We start from the raw sequence: 16,299 nt of genomic DNA, 5'->3' as shown, positions 1-16,299 counted from the left end.
TGTGGATTTATGCGGTCTGCGAATAGATGATCTGCTTTGCATATCAAAGAAACAGTAGTCCTTAGCGGACAATCAACTGATAAAAGCTGTTCGGATGGTAAAAGGCTCTGGCATAGTTAGCATGACGCACAAGTCCTGTCAGAGCCATGAAAGAGGAAAGCGCCCCGACGATCGTTGCGGCAGCCCGCGCGCGGACGATCGTTGCGGCAGCCCGCGCGCGGCGAGCCTTCGCGCAGGCTCGCATTATGCGTTGGGTGTTTCTGGTCATGCTCGGTTTCTGCACGTGCGCTAATGCGGAACACACCTGGCGGGTGGTCATTCTGCCAGGCGCGGACCCCACCCAGCCGGCGGCCCAGGAGCAGATTCGCGCGATACGCCATTCGATTGCCGCTGCCGCTCCGGGCGGTGTGGAGTTTTACACAGACTCACTTGACGATTTACGATTCGACAACGCCGAATTGATGCCGAGCTTTCTGGCGCTTCTGAAGAGGAAATACGAACATAAACAGGTCGACGTAGTGATCGGGTTAGCAGACTTTGCACTCGACTTTACGAAGCGCTACCACGACGAGATCTGGCCGGGCGTACCGGTCGTGATCTCCAGTGTCGCGGAAAGCCGGAAAAAAGACATTCCTGCGGCCTTCGCCTACGTGCCGACGGATTTCGATGTCGATGGGACTCTCGCGCTAGCGGAGACTCTTCAACCGGGCGCACGGCGTCTCGTCATAGTGTCCGGCTCGGCGAAACTGGACCTCCGGTTCGCGCAGCGCGCTGCCGATACGGCGCGTGCGCGCATGTCACGCCAGTGGACCGTCGATGTGTGGAGCGGCCTGGCCGTCCCCGAACTGCAGCAGCGCCTTGCCGCGCTCGACCGTAACGCGGCCGTCCTCTATACGACGATGTATCGCGATCGCACCGGTCGGACCTTTTTTCCCTACGAGGTCGTCGAGCCGATGGCAAAGGTCTCTGGCGCCCCGATATATGGCTGGTATCCCACCTATATCGGTCACGGGATGATGGCGGGTTCGGTAGTCAGCTTCGAGGCCAACGGCCGTAATACCGGTGCGCTCGCCGCATCGATTCTGCTCGGCAAGGCGCCCCGCCATGGTGCCGTCTCATCGGCCAGCATGTCTCACTGCATTGCGGACCTCGGGATGATCGAGAGATTCGGGCTACACGCGACCGGACTGCCCGATGGTTGTGAGTTGATCAACGTGCGCCCTTCGCTCTGGCGGGAGTACCGGGTAATCGTGCTCGGCGCGGCTGCAGTTGTTTTGCTGCAGGCGCTGACCATTGCGGCTTTGCTCTGGCAGCGCAAGCGCCGCCGCATCGCCGAGGATGAAGCAACGCTGCGATCCGACGAACTGGCTCGCGCGGCACGGCTCGCTTCAGCGGGTGAACTGAGCGCGTCTGTCGCACATGAAATCGGCCAGCCGCTTGGCGCGATTCTCAGCAATGCGGACGCGGCCGGCATGATGCTCGAAGACGAGCCCGAGGAGGACGAACTTCACTCTATCCTTGCGGACATACGTCGGGACGCGCTTCGCGCAAACCAGGTGGTGCAGCGACTTCGGGCGCTCCTGCAAAAGCATACACTCGACCTGGTCCCACTCGACCTCAATTCGGCGTTCGACGAAGGGCTGGCCTTGCTCGGTCTCGAAGCGCGACGCAGACGCATCGCCGTCGAGTCGAATCTAGCGGCGCAAGACGCCTGCGTGCTAGGCGACCGCGTGCAACTTCAGCAGGTACTGGTCAATCTCGTCATTAATGCAATGGACGCGATGGAGGAGACGCCCGTCGCGGAGCGCATTGTCTCCATCTCGACCCGGGTGGCGGGAACAGGCTACGAGCTGATCGTCGCCGACCGTGGGCACGGCATTCCGGCAGATGCCACAGAACGGCTCTTTGACTCGCTGTTCACGACCAAACCGCAGGGCATGGGACTTGGACTTTCGATTGTGCGCACTATCGTCTCAACGCACGGTGGACGGGTCTGGGGCGCGCCTCGAGACGGCGGCGGTAGTGTTTTCACCGTGTGGCTGCCGTCCGTCGCGGGACACACGCTCTCGCCGGTTCGGGCAGAGTTCGATACATCCACTGAAAAGGCCGCCTTGAAGGCTCGGCCGATGCCGCAAGGGGGACAACCGTGATTGATCACGCCGCAACGGTCATCCATGTCGTTGACGATGATCCCGCCATGCGCACCGCCTTGACGCGACTACTGACTCAGGCAGGATATACAGTAAAGGGCTATCCGAGCGCCGGGGAATTTCTCGTCGCAGACTTTGACCCGTCGCGAGGCTGCCTGCTGCTGGACCTGGAGCTGCCCGGCCCGGGCGGCCTCGACTTGCAGCACGCGCTGCAACGGCTGGGCAGGCAGATGCCCATCGTCTTCATCAGCGCGCACCGTGATATTCCCAGAACGGTGATGGCGATCAAGGCAGGTGCATGCGACTTCCTCGTCAAGCCAATCGAGGCGCAGACTCTCTTCGCCGCGATAGACAATGCGCTCGCGGCCGCAGTCGTTGTTCCTTCTCCGGCCGAGCCAGGCAAACTGGCCGACGCACACCATCTGAACGCGCGCGAGCTTGTGGTACTGCGCGGCATTGTCGCTGGTCGCCTTAACAAGCAGATCGCCGCGGAACTGGCTGTGAGCGAACGAACCATCAAATCGTGCCGGGCCGACCTCATGCGCAAGCTGCACGCCAATTCGTTCGCCGATCTGGTGATACTGGCTGAGCCAATTGTTCGCGCACACGCCTCGACCTGAACCCGGCTTGCCCCAAAGGGCAACCGGATTGCCCCATGCCCTGATAGCGCCGGACCTTGGCTCACACGAAACTTGAGGCATGAGACCTTGGCGGGCAATGAACCATACCAGAGAGTTGATCGTGATCGTCGAAGACGACGCCGGCATGGGTCGGGCATTGCAGCGCCTGTTGCGCGTGTCGGGCTTCGACATCCTGTTGTTCGGCAGCGCTGAGGCATACTCCCACGCGAACTGCATGCGCGTACCATACTGCCTTGTGCTGGACGTTCAACTGCCCGGTATTTCAGGGCCCCGATTCTACGAGCAGCTCGGTTATCGTCGTCCTCCAGCCGTGTTCATCACCTCGCACGACAATCCGGAAACGCGCAGCGCCGTCGCGTGCGCTGGCGGCCAGGAATTGCTGATCAAGCCGTTTGTAGCCAAAGATCTTCTCGACGCGATTTCGCGGGTGGCACCAGGCGGCGGTCCGGCTCCGTGACATCGCACTCCGGATATGCCGGCTGACCAGCTTTGAGAAATTTGCGCGACGTGACGTTCGATGTGGTATCGCGTCGGGCCGTAGCAAACTTGCAAGCGGACATTCAGGGCTGCCGGGCGATCGTCTCAAATTGGCCGGCCGGCGACATCCGCGTCAGTCTAGCGAATTCGCGCCGGCAATCCGGCCATCACGTTCCTTCGCCGTGGCTCTGCGGTCCAGATAAGCCCTGCGATTGCTGCTCCCACCGGGTGATTACATCAAGGCGGCGAAAACCATAACGCTGTTCGAGTGCGTGCTTCTGTTTTCTTCCGACCACCTGCGCGAGCCCTAGTCGCGCACTCAGGCGGTTCGGTCCATTGTGTAGCTCGTCCGGGTACATCTGTTCGGCCACCAGCCCTGGGACGATCGTCGGCGGCGGGCGCACATCGGACGACACTGGGCGTAACGGTGTTGACTTTGCGATGGGGTTCAGTTCGTTGCCGGTATTCAAGTCAGTTCAGCCATAATGTAGAAAACGTCGCCGGAGTTCACCCGCTCATGAAGTCTCGTTGCTTGGCAGCAGTTCTCGTCGTTCTCGCTACCGGCTGCACATCGACTCCGGCGAACAATCAGCCGGCGGTCGATACGAACGCCTACATCCTGCATGTTCCAGACGCCGCACCGTCCGCTGACTCCACGTCAAGACCACCGAGACTCACTGTCGGCACCAGCTATTCCGACACGCAACTTATTCTGCCCTGGTTCCTCAATGACCTGATCGACTTCGTCAACTATCGCTAGTCTGGTGCGCGGGGGCACTCGGGTGCGTTCCTTCCTCTGCGAATCTACGGTTGAGCGTGCGTACAGATGTGTGCAATGCCTGCGCAAGATCCTGTATGGTTACCGGCTGCGCAATATTCTGTTCAAGATAGTCGCGCGTTTTAGCCACGATGGAACCGTGATGAAATGCGCTGAATGTCCAGTCTTCCAGCTCGTGAAAGACGGACTGCGAAGGGATATCGCTGTCCATCGGCTGACAAACTCGAACACGAGCGTGGCAGTGCCGGCGTTCGATCTTGGCTTTTCCGACGCCACCGGTTTCTGCCGCGCATTTAAACATTGGACCGGCAGTAGTCCTTTTGACTATCGCAAGAGCACCCGTCAGGGTGAGTGATGAGAAAGAGTCATGTCTGACTATGTTTTAAACGATTTTGAATGCCCGTGTCGAACGGCTGGAACTGGGGCCGAACTACGCCAATCATCGGGCGCGTGTGCCGGACGACGGTGCATCAGTTGGCCAACGAGGGTAAGGCTGACGAGTACGACGAGACGGTGGCCCATTTGGCACTGTCATCGGACTACCCCGAGTCGATCCCGACGTTGCCCATTGACTGGCAGTTGCCGTGTGATGCTTTCAAGCAAGGCGCCGGCCCGCAGTAAGGCTATGTGCAATGATTCCATCAACCTACGACTCCCGCCCGCGTCCTCACGTGGGCCGGCGGGCGTTTCTTCCTGTGCTTTTTTCGGTGTGGTTCGGAACGCGGAATTTTCCTCGGTAGGCCCGCTTGCGTGCACCGCCAGCGGCAACAAAAGGCGCGCGGGGCGATCCTGTGGTTAGCGTGGCTAGAAACAGCGGGCGGGCGTGACAGTAGTGCTGGCGTGACAGCGCGTATGACTCAAATCGGCCAGGTGAACTATCATGGTAGAAGCTGTATTCATCAGCGCAGGAGCACATCATGACCTCCAATCCATCCGCTGAGCCGACCGGCACCTCTCTCGACCCCGCGAAAACTTCCGCCGGCAAGACTCGCCAGCCCGATCCGAAGGGCCTGAAAAATCCGGCCCCAGACGACCTTCCTAACGCCGACGCGGCAGAGCCCGAGCCTCACGAGCACCTCCCGTCCAGAAGCGACGACAACTGATTCAACACCGCAGGTGCCGACGTCGTCCGCATGACAATCCACGCGGCGGGTTCGCGAGTGGTTCGCGCATGCTTTCGCGCCGACGCCGTGAAGTCGGGGAGCGCTCGCGGTTCACGCAAATGGCTCGATGCATTTCGTCCAACAAAGTCACGGCCCAGTTTGAATCGCACAGGAGCAGATCATGCAGAACGTGCTGGTAGGTTATGACGGGTCGGCGTCCGCGCAATATGCCGTTGCTTTCGCGGTCGATCTCGCGAAGCGTTTCGACGCGCGCTTGCATGTGCTCGTCGTCGCGCGCACGCCGGACTGGGGTGCGATAGAAGTTGAGCGAAAAAATCTGATCGATCTGGAAGTGCGCCATGCCACCGCGATCCTCGACGACATCAAGGCGAAGCTCGCCGCTTCGATCGGGGCCGTGGAGTTCGATCTCGTGGTCGGCCCGCCGGCAAAGGAGATCGTGCTTTACGCGGAGCGGCATGCTATCGACCATCTCGTGGTGGGGCATCGCGGACATACGCCGTTCGATCGCTGGCTGATCGGTTCGGTCGCCCGCCAGGTGCTCGCCTACGCGCCGTGCGCGGTCACCATCGTGCGCGATCCGGCGACGATGAAAAAATCGCGGCATGAGAGCGAAGCACCATCGGCATAAAATCCGCAAACTGCTGCAGATGATGGGCTCAGGACAAACGCGACCGATCTCGCAAGCTGGAAGCGGCTTGAGCGTAGAGACGCTGGAACGCTTGCGTTGACGAACAAAAGCTCGCATGGCCGCGCCTATCAGCTCGCTGCCGAAACGCCGGAGCTCATGATTCGCATGCTGATCGTGGGTTACTGCTTCGGTGTCCGGTCCGAGCGACGGCTATGCGAAGACCTTTGAGCTTCCTCGACGACATCATCAACTTCGTCAACTGTCGCCAGGCATCGAGCGCGTCGCGCGGCTCTTGACATGATCGATGAACGCACGCAGCTTCGGCATGATCTGGCGGCGGCTCGGATAGTAGAGAAACACACCCGGGACCATCGGCGCGTACGCCTTCAGAACGTCCACCAGCTTTCCCGTTCGCAACCCCTCGGCGGCCATCGGCTCGGGTAGCTGGGCAAGGCCAACGCCTTCGATCGCCGCGCCCAGCACGCTCGGAAAATCGCTGGCGATGAAAGGACCGGAGACGGCGATCTCGATCGGCTGGCCGTTGTCGTTGAACGACCACAACGCGAGCGCGCCGCTGGAGCGCCGCCAGCGAATGCATGCATGCTCGCGCAGATCGTCCATTTGCTCGGGGCGGCCGCGCGCCGCGAAATAGGCGGGACTTCCCACGACGACAAAACGGAACGGTGCCGTGAGCGGCACCGCGACCATGTCGGCGGCGACGAACTGACCGAGCCGGATGCCGGCGTCGAAGCCTTCCGTCGCGAGATCGATCAGCTCCTTGCTGGCCGCTATCTCCACCTCGACCTCGGGATTGGCCTTGCAGAATGACGCGATCAGCGGCTCCAGCAGGATCGGCACGACTGCACGCGGCACGGAAAGACGCAACAGGCCGGACGGTCGCTCGCCGAGTCCGCGCGCCACCTCGCTGGCGGCGACGAGTTCCTCGAAGGCGGGCTTGGCCCGAGCGAGAAAGCGCTCGCCGGCTTCGGTCAAGCCGACGCTGCGCGTGGTGCGGATGAAGAGCGTCGCACCGAGGCGGACTTCGAGCACACGCACCGCCTGACTGACGGCCGACGGCGTCACGCCCAGTTGCGCGGCGGCCCCGCGAAAACTGCGATGCTCGGCAACGCTGAGGAAGACTTCGACGCCGTCGAGCGCGCCCTGCCTGACTGTGAAGTTCTGCTTCATAGCCTGTCAACATTGTGAGGAATAGTCACCCGCGCGAGACGATGGTACACCTAACACCTGCGCATCCAACACTTGACAAGGAGGCACCATGTCATCGCGGCTTCTGTTCCAGTTGCACCTCGTTTTGGGCTATCTCGCCTGGCTGCTGTGCTTCGGCACCTACGTGTGGCCGAAGCTCAAGTCGATGGCTCCATTCGACGCGCAACGCGCGATCGCCACGTTGCACAGCTTCCGCTTCTTCGGGCTCGCCTTTCTGTTGCCTGGTGTCGTCAGTCCGCAACTGTCCGCGAGCTTCGCCGTGTTCGCCGCCTATGGGGATTTCGCCACGGGGGTGCTGGCGATGCTGGCGTTGCTGACGGCCCGGATACGTCCGCTTTTCTGGTCGTTCGTCGTCGCTTTCAATCTTGTTGGTATGGCCGACCTGATCATCGACTACTACCACGCAACCGCGGCCGATCTGCCCGCGCATGCAGGCGAGCTGGGCGCCTTGTACGCGATTCCGATCATCTATGTGCCGACGCTGGCGATCACGCATGTTGCCGCCTTCTATCTGATGTTGCGCCCTCGGCTGAAGCGGCGTCACGCCCGTCCTTCCGTCGGCCGTGACATCTCCCAGGCGTAGCCTGCTGCACTGGGCGCAGTTCGGCCACGTAACGAGGAATCCGATCAGCATCGAGCGACGTTTTTACGCCTTCCACCTGCGTTATGCTGTCGGTCGTCGAGTCGATGCTCGCGGCCTGAACGAAGCAGGTGCGCAAACCCGGCCTGATGCGGCCGGGTGGTACCCTTCACTGGCACTTCCGGCTTTCGTGCATGCGAGCTGATTCTCGCGTCCCTTGGCCCGACGACGCGAGCAAACGCCCGGAACGACCACTGAACTCAGCGAGGTGCCGACGTGAAATACTGCATGCTATTTCTGCCGCTCGTTCTCGCCGCCTGCGCACAGGCACCGGAAGTGACAGCGCCGGCACCATCGGCAACCACGGCGGCCGCCAACCCGGCGTCGCCGACCGGCACCGATCTGTTGACCCGATACCACTGGCAACTGAACAACGCGATCGATCGCAATGGCACGCACATCGATGCCCTGTTCGTCCGCCCAGACAGGCCAGTGCAGCTCGACTTCAGTCCGTACCGGATCACCGTCGTCAATAGCTGCAACAGCATGGGAGCGGGTTACACCGTCAGGAAAGGGTATTTGCAGATCGGCCCGATGGTCAGCACGATGATGGCCTGCCACGATGCCGCGCTTGCCGCACTCGACGATGCGATCTCGCAGCGTGTGCGCGGCAGCGTCAACGTGACCCTGCTCGCGCGGGACAACGCGCCGAGCCTGCAACTGGTCACCGATAGCGGCGACACGCTGAGCTTTACCGGTGTGCCCACGGCCGAGATGCGCTACGGCGGCCCCGGTCAAATAGCGTTCCTTGAAGTGGCGGCGCAGTCCGTGCCGTGCAACCATCCGTTGATGCCGAACGCGCAATGTCTGCTCGTGCGCGATCGCTTCTTCGACGAGCAGGGCCTGGCGACCGGCACGCCTGGTCCGTGGCACCCGTTGAATCAGGATATCGAAGGCTATACGCACACGCCGGGCATCCGTAACGTCGTGCGCGTGAAGCGTTTCACAGTCAGGAACCCGCCTGCCGATGGGCCGTCGGTCGCTTATGTGCTCGACCTGGTCGTCGAATCGGAGAAGGTCGGGCAGTAATGCTTCTTCAAACGTGCCGCCAGGCACATTGGCGGCACGGCTCCCCACCAGCGTGACTTCACCCCTTCTGAATCAGCCGCCCCAGCGGCGCGAGCGGTCCCACCGGCAGGTATTCATACTTCATCAGCCCGTCAGCCACGAGCGGCAACGCGTTGAGTATTGCCTTGGCCTCGTCGACCGACCCGACGTTCATCAGGAAAATCGGTCCGGCCTTGTCGCGGAACCAGAACTGCTCGACCTTGCCGTCGAGATAAAGCTGGAGCGTGGCCGGCACCTCGTGGGGCATGTGCTGCTGGAGCTTGTCCGGGGTGAGGGTCGGTTGTGCGGTTGCGATGGCGAAAACTTTCATCAGTGACCTCCTGGGTCGACGTTGGTTGCGATGTACAACGGGGCTCACTGTAGCCCTCGGCCGGGAAAAGCTGTATCGTCGCAAATGACAACTTTAGGGTCATTTACGCCATGCGCATCGCCGTGCTCGCCTTGCAGGGGCTGTTCGACACCGGTCTCACCGTCATGCTCGACGCGTTCTCGCTCGCCAACCGGTTCGCGGCCGCGAAGATGGGCGGGCGGCCGCACTTCGAACTGTCGGTCGTCGGCGTGCGCAAGAAGGTTCGCTCAGGGCAGGGGCTGACCATCCCCGTGCAAGCGATCACCGCGGACCTGAAGCCGGACTGGGTGATCATTCCCGCGCTCAGTACCGGTACGCCGGAGCAGCTGGTACCCGCGTTCGAGCGGCCGGACGTGCGCGACGCCAGGCGCAGATGCTGGCATGGCATGCACAGGGCGCGTTGATCGCCGCGTCGTGCATCGGCACGTTCCTCGTCGCGGAAACCGGACTCCTCGATCATCGCGAAGCGACCACGACCTGGTGGCTGGGTCCATTGTTCCGGCAACGCTATCCGGCCGTGTTGCTCGACGAGTCGCGCATGCTGGTGCCATCGGACGTCGGTGTGACTGCGGGCGCGGCGATGGGGCATCTCGATCTCGCGCTGTGGTTGATCCGCCGCGCGAGCCCCGAGCTGGCTACGCTCGTGTCGCGCTACCTGCTCGCCGACCTGCGCTCATCGCAGGCGCCGTACATCATCCCGAACCATCTGGCTCAGGCCGATCCGCTGATTCAGCGTTTCGAGCGATGGGCGCGCGATCATCTGAAGGAAGGGTTCTCGCTGCAGCATGCTGCGGCCGCACTGGCGACGAGCGCGCGTACGCTGCAGCGTCGTTGCCAGGACGTGCTCGGCAAATCGCCATTGGCTTACTTTCAGGACCTGCGTGTCGAGTATGCGCAGTCGCTGCTGCATGGCAGCGGCCTCGGCATCGACGCGATTGCGGCCGAGGTCGGCTATGTCGACGGTGCCACGTTGCGCACGCTGTTGCGCCAACGGCTCGGCAAAGGCGTGCGCGATCTTCGTGCGGATCTGCGTTGAAGGCTATAGCGAGCGCGGCAGTGAAGCCGATTGCAAAGTCGACTCTTACGCGCTTTCCGGATCGCAACCGACGCCTGGCTGCAATGCATGCGTGGCCCGCCGGCGGCTCGCGGCACGCCGCTTGCTATGCACCGCATTGCCGTATACCTTCGCGCCTCACATCCCCCAGCGCAGACACGGCGTGCGAGATGAAGCCGACTCGTGCGACCGCGTCTCTAAACCAAGATGGAGACAGTCATGCCCATGCAGCGCGCCGTTCCGTCATCCTTCTCTTTTGTTCCGGTCATTTCCGTCGCGTCATTGCTCGCGGTTCTATCGTTGAGCGGCTGTGGGGGCAGTGACAACATTCAGTCGACCGCCGCCGCGCCGCTTGGCTGCGCGCAGTTGACCGGCAAGAACGTGCCGGCGTCAGCAATCGGTTTGCCGACCACCGGCGCGACTGTGACCGCGGCGACCGTGATGCCCGCGTCCGGCTCGGGCGCGCAAGCGACCGGCGAGTATTGCCTCGTCAGCGGCGCGATCAGTCCCGTCGATCCCGCGGCGCCGCAAATCAAATTCCAGATCGCGATGCCGACCAACTGGAACAGCAAGATCATGATGTTCGGCGGCGGCGGCTACGACGGCACGATTCCCGCGCCGACAGGCAACGTGCCGGCCGGCCCGACCGCGCAACTGACTCCGCTTGGCCGCGGCTACGCGGTGTTCGCGAGTGACTCGGGACACGAGGCCAATGCGCTCGGCAGCGAGGACGCGTCGTTCGGCGTGAACGACGAAGCGATGCAGAACTTCAACGGCGACGCACTGAAGAAAACCCGCGACGCGGCCGTCTATCTGATCGACGCGCGCTACGCGGTGAAGGCGCCGAAGCGGGCGTATTTCGCGGGCGGCTCGTCGGGCGGACGCGAGGCGCTGGCGGTGGTGCAACGCTGGCCGCAGGATTGGGACGGCTCGATCGTGCTGTATCCGGCATGGGCGGCCGCGAGCCTCGATCTGCAGTTCGGCCGCATCACGCGCGCACTGGCGGCGCCGGGTGCCTATCTCGACCAGGCGAAGCGCAAGGTGCTGCTCGACACGGTGCTCGCGAGTTGCGACGCGCTCGACGGCGTTGCCGACGGTCTGATCAGCAATGTCGCCGCGTGCAACGCGACCTTCAATCCCGCGACGGCGACGCTGAACGGCGCGCCGCTGCGTTGCGCGGGCGGCGCCGATACCGGCGACACCTGTCTGTCCGACGCGCAGATCGCGGCGCTAAACGTGTACAACACGCCGATCACGTTCGGCTACACCCTCGCGAGCGGCGAGACGCAGTATCCGGGCTTCAACGTGTACGGCGCCGATCTCGGCATCGCGAATCCTTCGGCGTTGCAGCCGACAGTGACCACGCTCGCGCTCGGCATGTCACAGCCCGCATCGCCGATGCCTACGACCGCGCCGTATCTGAGCGTGTTCTGGGACCAGTGGATCCGCTACTTCGTCACGCGCGACCCGAACTACAACTCGCTCGCCGTCGATCCGCAGAATCCGGGCAGTCTGCAGGCGCGCATCAGTCAGCTGACGGGCCTGCAGGACGTCAACAAGACGGATCTGTCGGCCTTCAATGCGAAGGGCGGCAAGATCCTGATGGCGCACGGCATGGCCGACGCGCTCGTCAGCACGCGTTCGACCGAGCAGTACTATCAGCGTCTGCAAGCGACGATGGGCGTGTCCACCGTGGCGAACTTCGTGCGCTTCTACGAGATTCCCGGCTATGGCCATGCGCTCAGCACCGTGTTCAACGCCTCGTGGGATTCGCTGACGACGCTCGAAAACTGGGTCGAAAACGGCGTGGTGCCGCCCGCGCAGATCGTCGCCGATACGGCGGGCGTGCCCGGACGCACACGGCCGCTGTGCCAATATCCGACCTTTCCGCGCTATAACGGCTCGGGCGACGTGAACGTCGCGGCGAATTTCACCTGCGCAAGCCAGTAGGCGCTGTTCAACTGACGTTGAAATGCACGCGGATGTTTTGCGTGCTTTCGACGGGCCGGCCATCGCGCAGCGCGGGAAAAAAGCGCCAGCGCCGCAACGTGTCGAGCAGCAACTGATTGAGACGGGGGTTCGGCGTCGCGTGAATGAGCTCGACATCGACCGAGCCGTCGGCGTGGATCGTGAAGCGGGCTGTCGCGATCGTCTGATAGGCCTGCTCGCGCAAGTCGTCGGGCAGCGTCGGTAGCGGTTGCGAGATGGAGCGGGCGGCGGTGTTGGAGCTTGCCGAGGCGGCTGGAGCGGCGTCGTGCTGTGCGGACGATTGCTGCGATCCCGCGGCGGCCGTTTGTTCCGGCTGATCATCTTGCGACGGGCGTTGTGCCTGACTAGCAACCGGTACCGACGGCGCTGCCGCAGCGGGCGTCGTCAGCGTCTGCGGCCTGGTTGGCACAGGCGGCACCGCGCGATGCGCTGAGGTACGCGATTGCGTCTGCGCGTGCCGTGGCGCCTGTTCCGCTGGAACCGCAACCGGAGTTTGCGACGGACGGGATTCAGGCGGCGCAGGCTCGTCGAGCACGACCACGCGCATATCCAGTGGAGCAGGCGGTGGGGCTGGCTGACTCGACTTCAGCAACCCGGACGAGAGCGCCGCCAGCACCAGAAGCCAGATACCCAGCGAGATCAGACAGGCGACGGCGGTACCCAGCGTTCCCACAGCGTGCCCCTCGGACAGCTCGCGGCAAGCTTTAATCACGATGCACGGCGATCAGAAAGTGTTCGGCGCCCGCACGTCGTGCCGCGAGCATGGCCTGCACGACCGCGCCGTGACCCGCGTGATCGTCGGCCGCGATGACGACGTTGCCGTCCGCGCGCAGCAGGCGCTTCACTTCAGGCTCGATCTGATCCGCGCGAACGACGTGGCGATTGACCGAGACCTCGTCGTTGCCGTTCACCGATATCGTCAGCGGCTCGCTCGTGCTGATCGGCTGCGCGCGTCCCGAAGGCAGATTGATCCGCACCGCGTCGAGACGTTGCATCGCCAGCGAGGCGAGCATGAAGGTCGCGAGCAGAAAAAACATCACGTCGATCATCGGAATGATTTCGATGCGGCCGCGCCGCGAGGCGCGCGAGCGTTTGAGTTTCATCAGCGCTCGCCTCGCGCCTCTTGTTGCAGGCGCAGCGCGCTGAGTCGCGCGTTGGCGAACAGTTCGAGTTCATCCATCAGACGCTCGAGCCGCCGTGAAAAATAGTTGAATGCGAACAGTGCGAAGACCGCGACGATGAGTCCGATCGCGGTCGCCACCAGCGACTGCGCCACCCCGCCCGTGACGCCGCCCGGATCGACGAGGCCATTGCCGCCGAACAGCTGGAATGACTTCATCATCCCGACGATCGTGCCGAGCAAGCCGAGCAGCGGCGCCGCCGTGACGATCGTCTCCAGTAGCCACAGACCGCGGCCCATGTCGCGCTCGATCTGCGATGCGATCGATTGCGCCGACGCCTCGCGCAGCCACAGCGGCGAGTCTGATTCCGACAGCCACGGTGCGGCCATGCGCCGAAACGCGTGGTGCGGGGCGAGGCGGTCGAGACGGTTGTCATCGGCTGACGACGTGGGTTGCAAAACACGCGCCGGTGCGCTTGCGAAGCGGGCAAACACATACGCCCGCTCGATGATGATGGTCAATGCGAGCACGCCGAGCACGCTGAGCGGATACATGATCCATCCGCCGGTGCGCATCGCCGCGATAAAGCCTGTCCATTCCTGCATGATGATTCTCCCTGCCGTCGATCAGAAGTACTTGGTCACGCCCGCATAAACCGCGAAATGCGGACCGTACTGCGGCGCGCCGACGCCGATGCCCGAGCCGTCACGCAACTCGTACACGCGGTTGAATGCGTTGATCACCACCAGACGCGCGTCGAACTTGCCGATCATCGGCTCGTTGAAGTGCTGGATTACGCCGAGGTTGAACTGCGCATAGACGGGCAGGCGATCGGTGTTCGCAAAGCCGCTGCGCAGGCCGGAGCCGACGATTCCGTCGAACGTGAAGGTGGTTTGGTGGAAGTCGTATGCCGCGCCGAACGATGCGGTCACGCGCTGGTCGTGATCGAGGTACACCCAGTTGTTCGAGATGTACGCCAGTTCGTCCGCACCGAAATTGAACTGCGCGGAGTTGATGTTCTTGCCTTGCGCGCGGCTATACGCGAGGTTCAGATACGCGGAGAGATTGTCCTGTTTGTAGTTAGCGGTGAATTCGACGCCATACGTTCTGCCGTACTGGTAGTTGAACGGCGTGTAGATCAGCGCGGAGCCGAACTGTCCTTCGTCGAGCAGGTCGGTCGATTTCTTGTAGTACGCGTCGAGTCCGAGCGTGACCGCAGGGCCGAGTTTCTGCGTGATGCCGAGATCGAAATAGTGGCTGCGTTCCGGCTGTACAGGATCGTTCTGCGTTACCGAACTCTGATTCGTCGTGCCGTCGAACTTCGATATCGTCGAGCCGGACACGAGTTCGAACGGCGGCGGCGTGAAGTAGCGCGCGTAGCCGGCGTGCAGCGTCGTCGACGACGTGAGCGTGTAGACGAGGCCGACGCGCGGGCTCAACTGGCTCGCGCTCGTGTACTCGTCCATGCGGTCGTAGCGCAAGCCATAGTTCAGCGTGAGCCGGTCGGTCAGCTTCCATTCGTCCTGGGCGTACAGGCTGTACAGATAGCCGGTCTTGCTGCTGCTGTCCTGGATGTTGAAGGGCACGTCGGAGAGCTGGTTGCCGTCCGCGTCGGCGGGGAACACAGACACGTTATTGTCGAATATCGCGTGTTCCTGCTGGAAGAAGACGCCCGCGCGAACCGTGTGACTGTCGTTGATGCGCCAGGTCGTATCGACCTGCACGCCGTTGGCTGTGTTGCTATGGAAGTCCTCCGATGCTACCCCGTTGAACATGAGGTCGCCGATCGGATCGGGGTTGAACTTCGTGCGCGTATAGCGCGTAAAGAAGGCGACCTGGTAATCGAGCGCGCCGCCGTTGGTGCCTTGAAGCGCGAGCGCCGCGAAATTGTTCAGCTCCGATTGCGTTTCGTTTAGTTGCGACGAATCGAACGTGCTGTGGCCGTTGAGCGCGAAGTTCGGCGTGAGCCCCGGCGTGTTCGGAATCTCGAACTGGTTGCTGGTCGCGCCGAACAACAGACTCACACGCGTGAGCGGATTGAGCAGATACGACAGATAGCCGAACGCATTGCCCTGGCGCGTGTGATCGTGAATCGCACTGGCGCTCGCCGTCGGATTCTCGATGCCGAGATTGTTCATGCCGAGCGAGCCGCTCAGGTAGTAGCTGAACGGTCCCTCGCTGCCGAACACGTCGGCGCTCGTTTTGACGGTCTGATGGCTGCCGCCGAATACGTCGATCGAGCCGCCGCTGCCCATGTCGCCCGATTTGGTGCGGATGTCGACGATACCGGCCGTGCGGTAGCCGTACTGCGCGGGCAGGGCGCCAGTGAGCAGGTTCATTTGATCGATGATGCGCGTGTCGAGCGACTGGCCGAAGCCGCTGATCGGCTCCGGAATGATGATGCCGTTGATCCGGTATTGCAAATTGGCGTGCTCGCCGCGCACGTGCAGCTGGCCGTACGAGTCGTTGGCGACGCCGGGCGCTTGCAGCAGCACCTGATTGAGCGGCGTGTTCGCGCCCGCCGGCATCGTGGCGATATCCGCCTGAGTGAAGCGATAGACGCTGCTGCCCGTTTCGGGCAGCAAGCCGTTGCGGGCAGCGTTCAGACGTTGTGCGTTGACCTGTACATCGAGTGTGTCGCTCTTTTGCAGTTGTACGCTGACGCTCGCCGGGGCGCCGGACTGGGCGGTCGCGATGCTGCTGCCGCTTGCAAAACCGGCCGCGGTGACGACGACCGCATACGTGCCGGGCGCCACGCCGTCGATCGAGAAGTGGCCCGACGTGTCCGTGTTCGACGCGCCGATGGAGGCGCCGCTCGTGTCCTGTACCTCCACTTTCGCGTGAGCGACGGGATGGCCCGCGCGATCGGAGACCGTGCCCGTCAACATGGCGTTGCCTGGCGCACCCCATGCGTTCGAGATGGCGGTACAGAACACGATCGCCGCCTGTGCGGTCAGTGTGCGGTTTTTCATTGTTGTTGCTCGCGCTAAGGACGATGCGTTGATGAACAGAAGCGTTCGGCAAAAGCTCACCCACCTCGCCCCTGGCCGGCA

18 protein-coding genes and 2 pseudogenes are annotated in these 16,299 nt (G+C 62.8%); 13 read left to right on the top strand and 7 right to left on the bottom strand.

The features are described from left to right. The first annotated feature begins 146 nt into the window (after positions 1-146). The 3 genes from OKW40_RS27285 (at position 147) to OKW40_RS27275 (ending at position 3,248) form a co-directional block, all read left to right on the top strand. The gene (locus OKW40_RS27285; protein WP_429492614.1) at positions 147-2,150 is read left to right on the top strand and encodes a sensor histidine kinase; all 2,004 of its coding nucleotides are present in this window, start codon (positions 147-149) and stop codon (positions 2,148-2,150) included. After that, entirely contained in the window at positions 2,147-2,770 is a 624-nt protein-coding gene (locus OKW40_RS27280) for a response regulator transcription factor (protein ID WP_184063482.1), read from the top strand. The genes OKW40_RS27285 and OKW40_RS27280 overlap by 4 nt, the downstream gene beginning before the upstream one ends. A gap of 121 nt (positions 2,771-2,891) precedes the next feature. Continuing rightward, positions 2,892-3,248: a response regulator gene (locus OKW40_RS27275; protein WP_429354189.1), complete on the top strand. Its 357-nt coding sequence runs from the start codon at positions 2,892-2,894 to the stop codon at positions 3,246-3,248. A gap of 187 nt (positions 3,249-3,435) precedes the next feature. Here OKW40_RS27275 and OKW40_RS27270 read toward each other — a convergent pair whose 3' ends face one another. Beyond that, entirely contained in the window at positions 3,436-3,738 is a 303-nt protein-coding gene (locus tag OKW40_RS27270) for a hypothetical protein (protein WP_429492612.1), read from the bottom strand. 62 nt (positions 3,739-3,800) lie between these two features. Here OKW40_RS27270 and OKW40_RS27265 point away from each other — a divergent pair, with 62 nt between their 5' ends. From OKW40_RS27265 to OKW40_RS27240, 6 genes and pseudogenes are all read left to right on the top strand, one after another. Continuing rightward, entirely contained in the window at positions 3,801-4,028 is a 228-nt protein-coding gene (locus OKW40_RS27265) for a hypothetical protein (protein ID WP_260321343.1), read from the top strand. 22 nt (positions 4,029-4,050) lie between these two features. Next, on the top strand, positions 4,051-4,401 hold the full coding sequence (locus OKW40_RS27260; RefSeq protein ID WP_311734746.1) for a helix-turn-helix domain-containing protein: 351 nt from the start codon (positions 4,051-4,053) through the stop codon (positions 4,399-4,401). A 41-nt stretch (positions 4,402-4,442) separates the two neighbouring features. Beyond that, the gene (locus OKW40_RS27255; protein WP_429492610.1) at positions 4,443-4,667 is read left to right on the top strand and encodes a hypothetical protein; all 225 of its coding nucleotides are present in this window, start codon (positions 4,443-4,445) and stop codon (positions 4,665-4,667) included. Between the two features lie 296 nt (positions 4,668-4,963). Then, a complete protein-coding gene (locus OKW40_RS27250; RefSeq protein ID WP_090807171.1) occupies positions 4,964-5,149 on the top strand; it encodes a hypothetical protein in 186 nt (61 codons plus the stop codon). A 181-nt stretch (positions 5,150-5,330) separates the two neighbouring features. Next, on the top strand, positions 5,331-5,798 hold the full coding sequence (locus OKW40_RS27245; RefSeq protein ID WP_184063493.1) for a universal stress protein: 468 nt from the start codon (positions 5,331-5,333) through the stop codon (positions 5,796-5,798). A 147-nt stretch (positions 5,799-5,945) separates the two neighbouring features. Beyond that, positions 5,946-6,023, top strand: a pseudogene (locus tag OKW40_RS27240) (transposase); the annotation flags it as partial. Between the two features lie 30 nt (positions 6,024-6,053). Here the strand turns inward: OKW40_RS27240 and OKW40_RS27235 are convergent. After that, positions 6,054-6,986 carry a LysR family transcriptional regulator gene (locus OKW40_RS27235; RefSeq protein ID WP_184063497.1) on the bottom strand — a complete coding sequence of 311 codons (933 nt, stop codon included), beginning with the start codon at positions 6,984-6,986 and terminating at the stop codon, positions 6,054-6,056. 88 nt (positions 6,987-7,074) lie between these two features. Between OKW40_RS27235 and OKW40_RS27230 the strand changes: the two genes are divergently transcribed. Continuing rightward, on the top strand, positions 7,075-7,608 hold the full coding sequence (locus OKW40_RS27230; RefSeq protein WP_090807165.1) for a hypothetical protein: 534 nt from the start codon (positions 7,075-7,077) through the stop codon (positions 7,606-7,608). Positions 7,609-7,881: 273 nt separating this feature from the next. After that, positions 7,882-8,694, top strand: a complete 813-nt coding sequence (locus OKW40_RS27225; RefSeq protein ID WP_311734747.1) for a DUF4377 domain-containing protein — start codon at positions 7,882-7,884, stop codon at positions 8,692-8,694. Positions 8,695-8,752: 58 nt separating this feature from the next. Here OKW40_RS27225 and OKW40_RS27220 read toward each other — a convergent pair whose 3' ends face one another. Continuing rightward, positions 8,753-9,043 carry a hypothetical protein gene (locus OKW40_RS27220; protein WP_184025141.1) on the bottom strand — a complete coding sequence of 97 codons (291 nt, stop codon included), beginning with the start codon at positions 9,041-9,043 and terminating at the stop codon, positions 8,753-8,755. A 110-nt stretch (positions 9,044-9,153) separates the two neighbouring features. Between OKW40_RS27220 and OKW40_RS27215 the strand changes: the two are divergent. Continuing rightward, positions 9,154-10,118: pseudogene (locus OKW40_RS27215) on the top strand (GlxA family transcriptional regulator). Between the two features lie 243 nt (positions 10,119-10,361). Beyond that, the gene (locus OKW40_RS27210; RefSeq protein WP_429354190.1) at positions 10,362-12,086 is read left to right on the top strand and encodes a tannase/feruloyl esterase family alpha/beta hydrolase; all 1,725 of its coding nucleotides are present in this window, start codon (positions 10,362-10,364) and stop codon (positions 12,084-12,086) included. 7 nt (positions 12,087-12,093) lie between these two features. Here the strand turns inward: OKW40_RS27210 and OKW40_RS27205 are convergent, their stop codons facing one another. From OKW40_RS27205 to OKW40_RS27190, 4 genes are read right to left on the bottom strand one after another with little or no spacing between them, the layout of a single operon-like run. Beyond that, positions 12,094-12,798 carry an energy transducer TonB gene (locus OKW40_RS27205; protein WP_429492608.1) on the bottom strand — a complete coding sequence of 235 codons (705 nt, stop codon included), beginning with the start codon at positions 12,796-12,798 and terminating at the stop codon, positions 12,094-12,096. A 31-nt stretch (positions 12,799-12,829) separates the two neighbouring features. After that, positions 12,830-13,228, bottom strand: a complete 399-nt coding sequence (locus OKW40_RS27200) for an ExbD/TolR family protein (RefSeq protein WP_184007118.1) — start codon at positions 13,226-13,228, stop codon at positions 12,830-12,832. Next, entirely contained in the window at positions 13,228-13,851 is a 624-nt protein-coding gene (locus OKW40_RS27195; protein ID WP_090807159.1) for a MotA/TolQ/ExbB proton channel family protein, read from the bottom strand. Before OKW40_RS27195 ends, OKW40_RS27200 begins: the two co-directional genes overlap by 1 nt. 21 nt (positions 13,852-13,872) lie before the next feature. Continuing rightward, on the bottom strand, positions 13,873-16,218 hold the full coding sequence (locus OKW40_RS27190; RefSeq protein WP_429492606.1) for a TonB-dependent receptor: 2,346 nt from the start codon (positions 16,216-16,218) through the stop codon (positions 13,873-13,875). Between the last annotated feature and the right edge of the window lie 81 nt (positions 16,219-16,299).

Origin of the sequence: Paraburkholderia sp. RAU6.4a, from assembly GCF_050435625.1 — a bacterium.
Taxonomy (GTDB): Bacteria; Pseudomonadota; Gammaproteobacteria; order Burkholderiales; family Burkholderiaceae; genus Paraburkholderia; species Paraburkholderia tuberum.
The sequence above is the reverse complement of the archived record's forward strand: the minus strand, read 5'-3'. Positions and strand labels throughout refer to the sequence as shown.